This is a genomic window from Listeria weihenstephanensis (assembly GCF_003534205.1).
Taxonomy (GTDB): Bacteria; Bacillota; Bacilli; order Lactobacillales; family Listeriaceae; genus Listeria_A; species Listeria_A weihenstephanensis.
The window spans coordinates 2,282,712-2,296,734 of record NZ_CP011102.1; the positions used below are offsets into that span (position 1 = coordinate 2,282,712).

Genomic DNA, 14,023 nt, shown 5'->3' on the forward strand with positions numbered 1-14,023 from the left:
CTCTAATTCACCATCATTTCAAAATGTTGTTTCAATTGATTATCTGCTTCTATCATACTGTCGCAATAACCTAAAAGTAAATCACACATTAATTTCACTGTTTCAATATCAACTTGTGTTCGAATAATCATATTGGCAATATTTCCAACAAATACATCTGCACTCGCACCTTCAAAACTATCGCTAGCATTACCTATTGCATTTTTTAGATTACTATTTTTCTCTTGTACAGCGTTTATTTTCTCAACAATTATTTTGATTTCATTTTCTAAAGCGTCTTTATTGATTTTTATCTTCATATTTAATATCCTCCTCCACTACCAAACATCACATCGCTATATTCCAGTTCTTTTGATAATTGTTCACGCACACATTCATCAATATCTGCATTATTTAATTCTCGCTGCCTTGTTTGCAAATCATTTATTGCATCCACATAAGTGAGGTATCTAAACTGCGCTAATTGCTCTTCTTTTTCTGAAACTATCTTTTCAATTTGATTCCTTACACTTTCAATAAAGTTAGAAAATGCGTCTTTCATATTAGATGTCTCAACTCTAATTCTATAAAACATGCCATCTGCTGACCCATGTGCTAATGTATTCCTCCAGTGTTCTGCATTTTCCATAATAAAAACTTGTTGGTTCGTATTATAGATATTATTTTCTAAGTTTCGCAATTCCACTAAAAGCTCTTTTAATGATTGAATACGCTGATCAAAATTCATAGTTCATTACTCCTTTTATTCCTCATCCACAAAAATAGCCATTGACCCTTTTTTTACGTTACTTTCATTTTGCCACTCTATGATGCGTTTATTTATTTGTTCACTATCTGTGTCGTCGTATCCAAGAAAAATGATATCTGCTATATCTTCTTCATTAACAAATATGACTTCATCGCTCATTAATCCTTCTGGAAATAAACAGGCTGTATAGTCAAAGTAATATTGTATCCCATTCTTTTCTTTCATCATTCTCTTTCCAATAATCATTACTTTTTTGATTCCTTCTTTTAAGTATAGTACACTTCCTATTGGTAAAATTTCTGGTCGTTCCATGTGCATTCTCTCCCTTAATATTGTATTAATTTTATTTTATTTGCATTGTTATCTTTAATCATGTATGCTTCGCCATTTGTTAATACTACTTCTTTAAAGTTTTTGTTAGATACATTAAAGATGTTCTGATCTGTTAATCTTACCGTTACCACCGCTATTGGCATGCGTTTTATAATTTTCGAAACATCATCAAATGCACTTTGTAATGAAAAAAGCTCATTTCCAATAACAACAGAGATGGCATGCTTTCCGTTTGCTTGAATTATTTCTGCTAATTTTGCTAGCGATGAGCTACTGAGTTGAGCAACTAAGTTCACACATCCATTGATAATCAGTATCTTCTTAGTGAATTGGTTATTAAAGTCAGTCATATTGAACTGAGCTCCATATTTCTTTTTATCATTAATAAACAGCTCTTTTCTTTTTGTCATAGATTGATGTAGTTTTTCAATCATACTTTCATATTCTTCTTTCTCACTTAGAATTGTTACTCCAGCACGAACATCCATTAGAGATGGCATTTCATCGAACAAAATAATCTCTACGTCGTGCTTTATTTTGATAATATTATTGATTATTTCCTGTGCCTCTTCCTGCTTTCCTGTCACCAATAAAAGATTTCCTAAATTGTTATCCCAAGCAACACTTTCAACATCTTCATAATCCACGCCAATGGGTATTAAGTTTAATGATTGAAGATCATTTTGGACAGATTCTTTTTCAATAAATTCTTGATATGTTAAGATTTCTGGTACCATCGGAATTGGCAATGGTCGATTCCCCTTCCAATCAGCATTCATTCTTTCAATCTCTTCTAAAAGATTCTTCATAACCTCGATTTCATTTTCACCTTTTGCGGGCAGCGCTACTTGAAACATAGTTGGGTTTTCTATTTTCATATGTTTTCCTCCTCGTATAATAACTAGATTTTGAACAACATTCACTTAATTTTTTAGCTATATCCCGATATTTCATTTGTTCTAGAAAACGCAAAAAACGCGCTAAACATCGGAACCGCGATAATCAATATACTAATTGCTATAAGTTGAACTGTCTTCCTCATCATATTCCTCCATATTTTAATCACTCATTTTTGAATCCCCTACCATGCAAAAATCAATAATTAAAAGGGTCACGCCTGACGGATATGCCAAGCATGACATGGAATGTTTTATTGGAATCCCATTTTCCCTGCGATTTGTTGATCTGTTTCTTCAACAATTTGCGCGACATCGCGTAATTGTCCGCCGATTAGTTCATCTGGTGATAACCGAACGACTCTTGCCATATCACTCCACTCTTCCATATATTGTAATTTAATTATATGATGCTTTACACTCATTTTCAATGTAATTCACAATTAAGTCACATTATTCCCATAATGAACACAAAAATGCTGAATAGAGTATAAAAAAACCACAAAACATTTGTGGTTCCATCTGCTTTAGAATGTACCCCGCCATGCATTCTAATATTAGTCATAATGGTGAATCACTAATGAAATTGAAAGTTCCTTTTCAATTAGGATGAATATTGAGTTTCCTAGTGATTCAGCCATTACTAGAGTTCGCGTATATAATTTGTATCTATAATATAATCAAAAAGCCTCTTTTTTGAACTCCTACTATTTAGTATACGCATTTTTTCATGTATGAAAACACTATAATATTGTATATAAAAACGGCTAAACTAAATCAATAAATAGCACGATGAACAAAATATTGTATATAATATACATCTAATTAGCTATAATATATTTAGAATGAACAAGTAGGAGGTGAGAGTCATGTTTTTTAATATCTTTACTTGGTGGGGAATGTAATACAAAATCTCGTATAGTTTTATAACTATTACGAGATTTTTTAAGATAAATCAATATTATGCTTTCTTGCATATGCATATAAATCCTGATAGTTGTCTAACTGTCGAATTAATAATGCATACTCCATAGCACGTTTCATTTCACTTAATCCAAAATTCGGATCAATCATAAGTTTATGCGTTGCTAACCCTTGCATAAAAATAAAATTCGGTATAAATCTAGATTTATCAAGCTTAAGCGCTGCCTTTTCGCCAATAGTTGCATAATCTAGTAACTCGAACCAGTCCTCTTGTATGTAGGACAACATAACCAAGCCATTGACCAGTAGTACAAAAGCATATGTATCTTGCAAATAGCTATCTCTTTTCTTGATCCATTTAAGTGCCTTTTTGGCTAATTCTATATTTTTTGTTGTTTGCTTCATGCTTAAAAGTAAATTTATAAGTAAGCATTCTTCTCTTGTAAAATACGCATCCTTTTTAAACGTTTTAAGGAGCGACTTCTCTGCCAAACTATAAGCTCTATCGACATCCTTGTAGGTATACAAGAGAATAACTACTCTTATTCGATCAATAAATTGTTGCTCCGAAGCTAATAACTGCGGATAAAGTTCCGCAGAATCAATTAAAGACAGAACGGATTCACAAGCATCTAAATCATAGGCTTCGGCATATTTTTCTAATTGTGTTTTCTGCTGTACATAAAATGCATTTCTCTTTAATTCAGCATTGCGAATCATAACATCAATACTTTCACCTAGTCGACCAGCAAGAGCTCTTAAAAGTTCAAATGACGGTGATGTTGTGTTTTTTTCAATATTCCTAATCGTATTAATATGGCATATGTCTTTACATAATTCTGTTTGCGAATACCCCTTATCTTCGCGTATTTCCTTAATCACTGAGCCTAATTTAAAGTCTATGTCCATGTTCTTACCTCCCAACTGAAATAAATTATTCCCCTATATAAAACACTCAATAAATTCTCTACTATAGAATATCAAAAAAATAGTCTACACGACGATATTATTATTACTCTAATGTTTTTTTCACCATTACACAATATGTGCTGTACTAGATATATTGTAAAATTTTATCATATGTATCATCTTTTTTCACAAAAGGTGAATATAGTCACACCTTAACACTACTATATTTGAGTATAATAAATAGAAATCCTGTCTATTGAGTACATTCCAAGACAGGATTAAAATTATTTATTATAGTTGCTGATCGTTTTGTAGAAAAAGCATCGCATCTTTAAATGCCCTTTCATAAATAACTGCAAATGCTTTTGCTTCATACTTAAAAATTTCATCCAGACATTCCTTAGCTTCTGTACTTTCCAACATGCCATCTAACCTATCACGTACATCAAACTGCTCTTTACTCAACCGACTGAAATCTAGCGTTACATCCGTTTCATTTAATATTTGTTCAACACGTGAACAACAAAAATTTGTGAAATCAAGTTGAAATGTCGTTTCCATATCCTCTTCCTCCTGTCATTGTCTATCCTCACCATCTTAAAGTTTAATTATCCGCACCTATTATGATATCATTTTTGATACCATTTTTCAATCATATTTTAAATATCAAATATTAGTTATAATTATGGTAGGTGATTAATATGACGGATAAAATACCATTGAAACCAAAGCAGGACGACATTCAAACATTTAGTGTAAGAGCTGAGAAAAAACTCATTGAACAGTTAGATAAACTAAGCTCTGAGACTGGGCATTCGCGCAATAAGTTAATCATCCAAGCTTTAACTCACTTTGTAGAACACGTTGAAATCGTTAAAAAATAGAACTATGTAGTTAGGTGATGAGTATGGCTAAAAATGATAAAATCCCGCTCGAGAAAAAAGACGATACAATTTATACATTCAGCGTCCGTGCTGAGAAACAACTGATTGAGCAGATCGACAAACTAAGTAATGAGACTGGCTATTCCAGAAACAACCTAATTGTCAAAGCATTGGAATATTATGTTTCACATGTTGAGATTGTAGAGAAGAAATAACTAGTAAGCTCTCAGATCTAAAAATGAATACAGAAAAAGCCGTATCGGGTGCTGATTAATAAATCGCACCCGATACGGCTTTTGTTATATTATGCTGTTCAAAAAAACTCTATCAAGCTAGCTAGCATCGCTTGATAGAGTTCTCAAAAGGAGTGCATTTCTGCACCTAATCTTATTATATATGTCATACAGCTCTAGAGGCAAACTTTTAACAAGTTCAAGATTAGACCTAAATTATTAGTTCAACCTGTTTCTCATAAAATATTTCTAATAGCTGATTCTAATAATTCATTCAATGAACTAAATTGATTAATGATATCTCCACTTGGTTTATCAAGTTCTAAGAAAATGTTTTTCGTAATACTATAACAATACCAAGAAATATTGGAATCCCCAAAAAATACGTAATTATCTTCCCAGACGTTCTCATTCCATATCTCGTTTGCAGCAATGAATCCATTATTAGTATCAGTCATATTGGCATTATAGATAACAAGTCCATCATAATCCAGACCGTTTCTTATTTTAAGGAAATCCGCATAATCAGGAAACCAAACATCACTAATTTTATCATCGTTAGTTCGTCTTTTTAACTCCAAAATTTCAGTTTCTGTTGCAGGCGCATCAGGCTCTTCATCAAAAGATTTTTGTTCCTCAGCAAGCTGTCTTAATAAATCTACAAGCATGTCTAGTCCTCCTTATTTTTTAGGATAAATTGAGCCATCTGGTATTGGCCATTCTAGTTTCACGGTCTCTCCTACGTTTAAATCTTTCGTTAACGTCTTTTGGGTATTAGTAAGCACTTTATGAAACGGATCATTTTTAATTAATACCAGGTTTTTAAAATCATTTGTTCCTCCATCGTCTAACGGTAGTTTATGATGCACTTGATATCCTGTTGGAACCTTACCAGCTTCCATCTTCTTAATATCTTGAGCTGATAGTCCAACTTTTTCAAAAGTTGCAACCAATCCGTTATCAGCAGCCAAAGATTTTAAGAATTTTTTTCTAATCCCATTATCAAAATCTTTTCGCAGATTGTTAAATTCAACTCTATCTCGCTTAGTGTAATTGACTGGTTGCTCATACACATCTGGTAATCTCACTTCTTGTTTTTTTAATGTTCCAATGTGTTCTTTACCTTTGTTCACTTTATAAACATCATTATTCTTTAAATTAGCTTCAATATTTTCTAAATTAGATTTTTTATAGACTCTCCCACGACCTCTAATCGCGACCATTCCCGATGCAATCCCCGCAAGTACCGAGAAACTCTGCATACTCGTTAAATTATTTCCAGAAATCGGATCGTATCCCTCTAGTGCACCTTTAATTCGCTCTGCATCAAAATCGGAATTCTCATCGCGCGGAACTTTAATTGTACCATCATTAATTCCTTTATTATAGGCAATTGTTGCTTCTGCTGCCTCGGCATCTGTCTTCCCGTTTTTCGTAAGTACCCAATAGCTACCTTGTAATGTTTTTTCATACTTTGCGTAGGGGTCTTTTTCTTTTGCTGGTGTTAAACCTTCTAGCCAACCCATGCTCATATTTTTAGTATTAAAGGTGTGACTCACTGTGTTGAATGCTTTACTACTCTGAATTTCCGTTAGTCCTTGTTTCACTTGGTGTAGCTTTGCCGCAACATCATACATCACATTTTGATGGCTTGAATCAAATTCTAAATAACGTTCAATAATTTGCATTTCCTGCTGTAATTGCCCCATTGCTGTTTGCATCCCTAACTGCATCCCGATTTGTTGCCCTAGCGAGGAACCGCCTGCCATCGATTTCATTTTGACTAGCAAGTCTTCATATCGATTTTGACACTTCCTTATATCTCCTTGGAGCGCCTGTAATTCATCGGAATCAATTCGTGCATTCATAGATGGGTCAACTTGATCGTGAAAATCCGTCGTGTATTTTTTAAGGATCTCTTCGGCATCCGTCATACATGCCTTGGTGGTGTCCACAATCGGATAATGCACCGTTTGATAGTACTTCTTCGCGCTGTCTGCGATTTCACCTTTTATTTCATCATCCGCTATAATCTTCGCGACTGCTTTTCGATAATTCGTCAGCGCTTCCTTCAATTTTTGCGACTCTCGTAAAAACTGCTCCACAAAATAACGTACTTCGCCAATATCAATGCGTGGCATCTGCTTTCGCCTCTTCCGCTCGTTCGACGTCGGCTTTTGCTTGTTTATGCTCTGCTTGTATTTGGTCATCTAAGTTGTAGAGGCGTTTTTGCGTCATTCGTTGCTCCTGCGTCAAATCTAACGCTATCGCACCTAATTTGTTCTCAGAGTGATTTCCTCGCCATGCATTCCCAACCTGTGCGAGCAAATCCTCTTGTTGGCGTTTTAATTGCCGAAACTCGCGCTCTACTTCTTCTAATTCCCGTTGTTTCTCCATACTCTTTCTAACTGCTTCCTCCTGCTGATTCATCCCTTCCATTCACTCCTCATGTCCTGTTATTTGTCTAAATGGAGCGCTTTACTCCACATATCCGCCACGGCTTTTTCTGAGGCAACAAATGCTTGTTCTACATTTTTCAAGTTCTGTACATCTTTATTAAAGGCTTCTGGCATCGTTTTTAGCATGTGTTCGACATCCATACTGCTTTGTACGAGTTGGCGCGCGGAACTCGTGGAATAAGACATCGTTGGTTGTAGGTTAAATGAAATATCATTTGCACTGCTGCCTATTTCTTTGGCGTGTTCAGATAAACGCCCGCTTGGTAATTGGATTTTCTTTGACATTACCTGCACCCTTTCTAGTTAGTTTTTTCATGCAATTTTTGGAGAATCTTCTCATACATCGCCTTAATTATACCATTAGATTTATCGAAATGAAAAAAGCAAATACCACAAGTTTTTTTCTTTAATCCCAACTTAAGAATGATATACTCTGGGTCTATGATCCACTTTTATTCTACACCCATTCCTACAACAAACTCATTCTGCTTCTTCCAATCGCACACAAAAAAACAATTGCTCAATTCATCCTTAATTTCCTCTATGTTATCACTAAGTCTTACTGTAACTACAAAATCTAATCCATAAAATCTAATACTTCCCAAGAGCTCATTTTTTGTTTTAAATACAAAAATTTCATGTGCGCTCTTATCGTATTCATGTCCAATACGTCTCGCTACATCTCCACATTTCCAGAAAACTTCAGGTACCTGTTCCATTTTGGAAATTTCTTCGCAAGATCTATTTTTTATATGCTTCCTCAATAAATCAAATTCCCCCATGCAAGCTAGCCTTTGTCCAAAACTATATGCAAAAAAGTTAAAAATTATTTTACAACAAACAGTATAAAAATATGGTAAATCCATCTGGAACTCCATATGGATTTCAGTACCTTTATTCTTTACACTATGCACTTGAACATTTTTATTTTCCTTCACAGATCCATAGCTTTGAAGTTCTTGTTTTACTTTATTTTTAGATCCTTGACCTACTAAGACGTATACTTTCCCCTTAAACAATCCCACAATATATTTTTCCGTGTCAATTTTGCCTTCGATGAAATTATATTTTTTCAATTCTTTTTCCTTAAGTATCTTATCTATATCATTAATATCAGTTTGTATATCAGCTGTAGTACTTGTAAATGTAGCAACCATTCCAGCAAAAATAATTTGCGGAATTACGACGGGTTCCATATTTTGCATATATCCCAGCAAAAATTCCTCGTCTATACTAATCTCTCTTACTTTACCTTTGGATGCCTGTTTTAAGCTCCCACGTTTACCCGGTCCATCAAATTCTCTAACTATGCCAACCACTGAATCTCTAGCAAAATTTAATTCTAGTTTTGAAAATTCATTATTTACTCTGTCTGATACATAACCATTAGGCAATTTTTTTTTACCACCAATCGATGCAGGAACAATATGCTCCTGTGATTTAAATGTTTCACCCTCACATTTTTTCGTGTATATGCACATATTTTCAGTTATCATCTTATACCTCCTCCAGTCTTATAACTTATCCAAATTGCAGAAGTGCATAATTATTAGACTTTTTATAAAAAGTCTAATAATTTAAAAGTAAAGTACATACTTACGCACGATCTTGAAAAGAATACTTAATTATTCTGCTCAATGAGAGTTTTTAATTGCATTTTACATTCTATATCCCCAAAATTTCCAACTAAAAAAACAATATTATTGTAAGAGGTATCAATAAACGCATCATAAAGCAAATACTCTAGAGAATTAATTCCTTGATTTTTAAGTATTTGAGCCCTATTCTTTTCCATATTTTTTTTATGCCCCACTGTATACTCACTTAGACTATTGTAAACTCCACTGTGACCACCAAACGTACCCAATATATCATTAATCATACTATCAAAGATATTCACTGCCTCTGATTCGTATTTTGATTTGATTTTAAGCCTTTCAATGTGAGGAGAATATCTGTCATCTGTAATATCTAAACTAAACATAAAACTATTATTCGAGGGTAAATACTCTATGTTTAAATTTAGCACTTTATTATCCACGGTATCAAAATATGGGTTAAAAATTATTCGGCTTCCATTTTCATTTAAAAAAGCCTCTAATTTTTTTCCATTACAATGACTGCAACACGGAATCAAGTTATGTGGATGCACCGAGTAATCAGGATATCCTCCTTTGGGAACATAGTGATCCATACCATCAATACTACCAGTACCACAATAAGCACACTTACTCTGGTAATATTTCACCTGATTCTGTATAATTTCCCTTTTTAACGTTGTAAGTGCAGTGGTCCCTTTGTCATAGCAGTGTTGCAAAGCCTCTTTTTCATCATCCATGAAAATGGTCGGTACCCCTATCAATTCAAGCGATGTATTATTTTTATCATAAAAGTTATATTTCTCTTTTATATGATTGTATAGTTCGCTATACAATACACTCCCTCCATGTACTTCTCCATATAAAATTTCACCTCGTTTATTTTTCTTCACTTTTGCAATTTCTTCATAGTAAGAAAAGGAAGTAGTAGTTTCAAGGTTAATTGGTCTTAAAGAAAATAGTGCCATGGTCTACTCACCTCCAACAAATAGACTAGATAAAAACATTCTTGCCTTCAGGCTTAATTCATCATTAAAAAGTGCTTCAATTTCTTTCTCACTCATTTCTTTAGCTAATTTTATTAATGTTGTTTTATATAGACTCTCATGTTCCTTTACATTATAAACATCCTTAATAATATCAGAGACATTGGCTCCAAAGGTCTCTATAGCTATTTCAGTTTGAATTAGATCGCCCCCAACAAGTGATAAATTTCTAACATATCTAGAAGGAATTTCTTGAACTAGAATTGGAGAATGGGTGCATAAAATCGCGTATGACTGATATTCTGTTAGAATATCAGAGAAGATATTCATAAGACTTGCAATAGCATTAGGATGTAAAAATAATTCTGGTTCATCTAAAAATATTAATGAACCATCCTCAATTTCCAATAATAATCTACATAGCATTGAAATAAAAATTTTTTGTCCAGAACTATAGTTTTCTTTGAAAAAAGCATCATCTATATCCTTATTTTTAAATTCTTTTGATAATATATTAGACATATTCAGTAACTCAACAAATCTTTCATTTCTATTTTTACTTATTAATTGCTTAAATGTACTAATATTTATATCAACAAGTTCCTCAGACGTATACACGGTATTATCAATTTTATGTAGTCCTATATATGTATAGTTAGCTTGTTTTGTTTCTACATTTCTATTTCTTTCTTCATATTCACCTTTAAAAAAGTGGTCAAATACACTAAATGATATTGCAATAATTTTATGATATGCTGGTATTTCATTCGAATAAAAACGACTTTTATTATCTGGATTTGAACTATCGTAAAGAGCTTTTGATAATTCATTCAAGAATCTTGTTTTTCCTACACCATTCTTTCCAATTAACGCAAATAATCTATTTGGCAATTTATCATACTTTAAAAAATCTATGTCAATTGGAGTATATTCATCTTCATCTACTTCAAATTCAAAAGTGAATTTGTAATCCCAATCAGAGGATTGTTGGTTTTCAAAGTACGTATTGGATACCTCCCTATACAAATACCTGCCATCTGAACTCCTGAAAAACGACTGCTGAATTCCTTCGCTATCAATATCAAAGTTAGGGTTGTTTTCCAAGCCACTAATAGCAATGTCATTTAAATCGTTTAATACCGATAGAGCTTCCTCCTTACCTAAAACATCAATTAATGAGATATAAAATTCTTGGTCCATACCCAAAGATACATACTCTTTGCTTAATGACGAAAATTCTTTTGGAATTACATAACGTGTTTTTTCTTTGTCTACATGTAGGATTCTTATATTACCAATCTCTTTAAATTCATTCTGCTGAAATAAATCTATTGAAAAACAAGTTTCATAGCCGAAATCATTCCAATTATCACTAGTCAATACAATAAAGTTATCTGAAGTGTTATTAACCTCTGGTTTAAACATTCTTTGAGTTGTAAAAGATCGCACAAAGTATTCCATTCCACTCTCTCCTTTTTATATTCTACCTTTTATAGTCTACTAACTCTATTAAATCATAAAAAGCGCAAATATTATATCTAAAGTTAACTATTATCCTAAATAGATACTGATGTGAACCCCTGTATTATTAAACCATCAATTGGCTGGTATGAAGTCGGTATTGTGCTGGACTCATACCAGCCAATTTTTGTTTAATCTGATTATGATAATTTGATTTATGATAAGATGCAAAGGAGTGATTTAGTGTTGAAATGAAGAGAAAAAAATAAGCTTATAACTGTGCGGTGACAAACTTACTTTTTGCTACAGAAGAACCTCTATTCTCTATAGAATATATCAAGTTCATCATCAATCTTAATCATATAATGAACCAAAACAAGTAATGCAGTCACGTTATCTATTTCGTACTGCTCAATATTTTCGTAATTGGGCTCCCCATGCTGATACTTATTCCGAATTGCCAAACTATTATCAAAAACTTTATTGTTCAGTATGAAATTTAAGTAGTCTGATTCTTGTTTTGTAAATAACGACTTATCAAAAATAATAATATTATCTCTCTCTAATTCATCTAAAGCAGTTTTCTCTTTACTTGATGCATGGATAAAACTCGTTACACCAAATAAATATATATCACGAAGTAATTCAATTTTTGTTATATCAGTAAATCTTAAAAACTCATTATTTTCCTCAATAATACTATTGTCAATGAGATACTGTAATGTCCCTTTTTGATACTCATTAAAATCACAAATGCGAATGTCATAACTATTGATTAGTACGGTGAAATCTTCTCCCTTTAAACTTTTATCTATATAGCACATGCTTGACTGATCTGAAAAAAGTAAATACAAAATATTTTTTGCCGTTTCCTTTTTGGAAAGATATGCATACTTTTTTTCGAGTAAACTTGAAAGTTGTTCAATCGACGGTGTTGGAGTCTCATTCACTAAATTTCTATCAATTATTCGCTCTTCAGAAAAAATAACGTATTGTGTACGAATATTTTCCTCAATCCTGAATAACGTAGAGGTTTTATTACCGACAGTCTCGTCACTGTGCGGAAGATCGAAAGGTATCCATGAAATATCATATTTTTCTTTACAATAATCCACAAAGTACCATTCAATAATATCTTCAATTCTTATATGCCATTCGCCTATAAAATTGGATATAACTTTCATTTTTTGCAAAGCCATATGCCGCTTCGTCTCAAAGTGCATGTCATAGAGATAAGAGTTATTAGTTTTAATTCCTAAAGACTTTAACACGACTCCCATTTCGTCATTTGGGTAACTTGGTAACTTGGAAATTACTTTAGATGAAAAAAAATCATACTCATCACGAATATATTTAAATATATCTAAGAAGGTATGCGCTTCTGCAATTTGCTCACTATCAATGAGACCTCTCAAAGTATAGCTAAACCGCTCAGATGGTGAGGCGCCTGTTGAAGCTATCATGTTATTCAAAATGCTACGCTCTATGGCTTCCTTAGGGCTCATTTCATTGTTTAATTTTGCCTCCAACAGTTCGTCTTCATATTGTTTACGGATAGTGTATACAATCATGTTTCCAACCACACCAGAGTTTTCAGTGGCTATACTTTTGCTAAACTTCTTCAGCCTCTCTTTTATGCGTAGCTTTTGTCTTGGTGAAATATTGAAGTACCTTGTTGCATCTAGATTCTTAATAGGGTTTTCAAGCATTCCCAGATAGTTTATATTGCTATCGGTGTTTTCAATATAAGAATCAACTAATTTACTCCAATCTTCTTTTGTAATATTTTCAGGAAAAATCAGTTTGTCACTGTTACCTTCAGTGTAATTCCAAAGCAACAGTTCAATATGCAAGGAGTCACTTAAAAGATAGTCCCTCAAAAAAATGGAGTATGCATTACCAAGATAGGATGTTTTTAATAGATACCTGACAGGAACATTAGTAGAAAGGAAAGTTTGCTTGAAATCAATTTCAGAAATTTTATCTCCATACTTAAACTGCTTGAAATTTTCAAAAAAATCATCATAATATGTATGCTCTAACATGTCCATAGAAGTCAGTATTTCTTCGCCAGACAGCATACCTAGGTATTTCGCCGTCGCTTTTTGTATTGTATCTCTTGTTTTTTTTGCTTTTTCTATATATTCACTTTCCCACTTGATGGAGAATATATTAGCATTGATAAACTTTACTACATTCTGAAACTCAATAGCATCTTCTACACAAGAAGGTGTAATATTAGAGTCTTCAATAAAATCATCAAGAATTTCTTTTACTCTAGGTAAGTAATAACCAACTCCTAGGTCGCCTGCTGAATAAAATTTCACTCTATCTTTCACATTTAATCCCTCATCCCTATTATAAATAAATTAAGTATATATCTGAATCAATTTCATAAGTCGAAAAATAGCTTAAATAGCCTGATTTTTATCTTATTTCTCTTGAAAACGAGTGGAAACCGCATCATATCAATGGGGGGTAATTGGCCAATTTTAGTCATTTTATCTAATCCCTTATTGATATTGCAGCAATGTCATCTGAATTATGGGGAGGTAGTCCATTTTTGGACATTGAAAATCATTGGGCTGCAAC

Annotated in this window: 17 protein-coding genes; 2 read left to right on the plus strand and 15 right to left on the minus strand. The window is 32.9% G+C overall.

What is annotated here, in order from left to right:
• Positions 1-2 precede the first annotated feature (2 nt).
• The 7 genes from UE46_RS11155 to UE46_RS11180 all read right to left on the minus strand — a co-directional run bounded on the left by UE46_RS11155 (position 3) and on the right by UE46_RS11180 (position 4,371).
• Entirely contained in the window at positions 3-299 is a 297-nt protein-coding gene (locus tag UE46_RS11155) for a hypothetical protein (protein WP_036060808.1), read from the minus strand.
• 2 nt (positions 300-301) lie between these two features.
• Entirely contained in the window at positions 302-727 is a 426-nt protein-coding gene (locus UE46_RS11160; protein WP_036060807.1) for a hypothetical protein, read from the minus strand.
• A 15-nt stretch (positions 728-742) separates the two neighbouring features.
• Positions 743-1,060, minus strand: a complete 318-nt coding sequence (locus UE46_RS11165) for a DUF4176 domain-containing protein (RefSeq protein ID WP_233230923.1) — start codon at positions 1,058-1,060, stop codon at positions 743-745.
• A 14-nt stretch (positions 1,061-1,074) separates the two neighbouring features.
• Positions 1,075-1,959, minus strand: a complete 885-nt coding sequence (locus UE46_RS11170) for a hypothetical protein (protein WP_036060806.1) — start codon at positions 1,957-1,959, stop codon at positions 1,075-1,077.
• 272 nt (positions 1,960-2,231) lie between these two features.
• Entirely contained in the window at positions 2,232-2,366 is a 135-nt protein-coding gene (locus UE46_RS16415; RefSeq protein WP_257791166.1) for a hypothetical protein, read from the minus strand.
• A 556-nt stretch (positions 2,367-2,922) separates the two neighbouring features.
• Entirely contained in the window at positions 2,923-3,810 is an 888-nt protein-coding gene (locus UE46_RS11175; protein ID WP_036060805.1) for a helix-turn-helix domain-containing protein, read from the minus strand.
• A gap of 291 nt (positions 3,811-4,101) precedes the next feature.
• Positions 4,102-4,371: a hypothetical protein gene (locus UE46_RS11180; RefSeq protein ID WP_036060804.1), complete on the minus strand. Its 270-nt coding sequence runs from the start codon at positions 4,369-4,371 to the stop codon at positions 4,102-4,104.
• A gap of 140 nt (positions 4,372-4,511) precedes the next feature.
• Between UE46_RS11180 and UE46_RS11185 the strand changes: the two genes are divergently transcribed.
• Together UE46_RS11185 and UE46_RS11190 are read left to right on the plus strand one after the other, a co-directional pair.
• Positions 4,512-4,694, plus strand: a complete 183-nt coding sequence (locus UE46_RS11185; RefSeq protein WP_036060803.1) for a ribbon-helix-helix protein, CopG family — start codon at positions 4,512-4,514, stop codon at positions 4,692-4,694.
• Positions 4,695-4,717: 23 nt separating this feature from the next.
• On the plus strand, positions 4,718-4,909 hold the full coding sequence (locus tag UE46_RS11190) for a ribbon-helix-helix domain-containing protein (protein WP_036060802.1): 192 nt from the start codon (positions 4,718-4,720) through the stop codon (positions 4,907-4,909).
• Positions 4,910-5,163: 254 nt separating this feature from the next.
• Here UE46_RS11190 and UE46_RS11195 read toward each other — a convergent pair whose 3' ends face one another.
• From UE46_RS11195 to UE46_RS11230, 8 genes are all read right to left on the minus strand, one after another.
• The gene (locus UE46_RS11195; RefSeq protein ID WP_118907619.1) at positions 5,164-5,595 is read right to left on the minus strand and encodes a YrhA family protein; all 432 of its coding nucleotides are present in this window, start codon (positions 5,593-5,595) and stop codon (positions 5,164-5,166) included.
• 12 nt (positions 5,596-5,607) lie between these two features.
• A complete protein-coding gene (locus UE46_RS11200; RefSeq protein ID WP_233230924.1) occupies positions 5,608-7,068 on the minus strand; it encodes a T7SS effector LXG polymorphic toxin in 1,461 nt (486 codons plus the stop codon).
• Positions 7,055-7,357 (minus strand): hypothetical protein, encoded by a 303-nt coding sequence (locus tag UE46_RS11205; RefSeq protein WP_143812884.1) that lies wholly within the window; start codon positions 7,355-7,357, stop codon positions 7,055-7,057. Before UE46_RS11205 ends, UE46_RS11200 begins: the two co-directional genes overlap by 14 nt.
• A 26-nt stretch (positions 7,358-7,383) precedes the next feature.
• Positions 7,384-7,671, minus strand: a complete 288-nt coding sequence (locus UE46_RS11210) for a TIGR04197 family type VII secretion effector (protein ID WP_036059485.1) — start codon at positions 7,669-7,671, stop codon at positions 7,384-7,386.
• A 167-nt stretch (positions 7,672-7,838) separates the two neighbouring features.
• A complete protein-coding gene (locus UE46_RS11215; RefSeq protein WP_118907621.1) occupies positions 7,839-8,882 on the minus strand; it encodes a hypothetical protein in 1,044 nt (347 codons plus the stop codon).
• 125 nt (positions 8,883-9,007) lie between these two features.
• Positions 9,008-9,952 carry an HNH endonuclease gene (locus UE46_RS11220; RefSeq protein ID WP_051492820.1) on the minus strand — a complete coding sequence of 315 codons (945 nt, stop codon included), beginning with the start codon at positions 9,950-9,952 and terminating at the stop codon, positions 9,008-9,010.
• A 3-nt stretch (positions 9,953-9,955) separates the two neighbouring features.
• Positions 9,956-11,431 carry an AAA family ATPase gene (locus tag UE46_RS11225; RefSeq protein ID WP_118907622.1) on the minus strand — a complete coding sequence of 492 codons (1,476 nt, stop codon included), beginning with the start codon at positions 11,429-11,431 and terminating at the stop codon, positions 9,956-9,958.
• A 317-nt stretch (positions 11,432-11,748) separates the two neighbouring features.
• A complete protein-coding gene (locus tag UE46_RS11230; protein WP_118907623.1) occupies positions 11,749-13,770 on the minus strand; it encodes a hypothetical protein in 2,022 nt (673 codons plus the stop codon).
• Between the last annotated feature and the right edge of the window lie 253 nt (positions 13,771-14,023).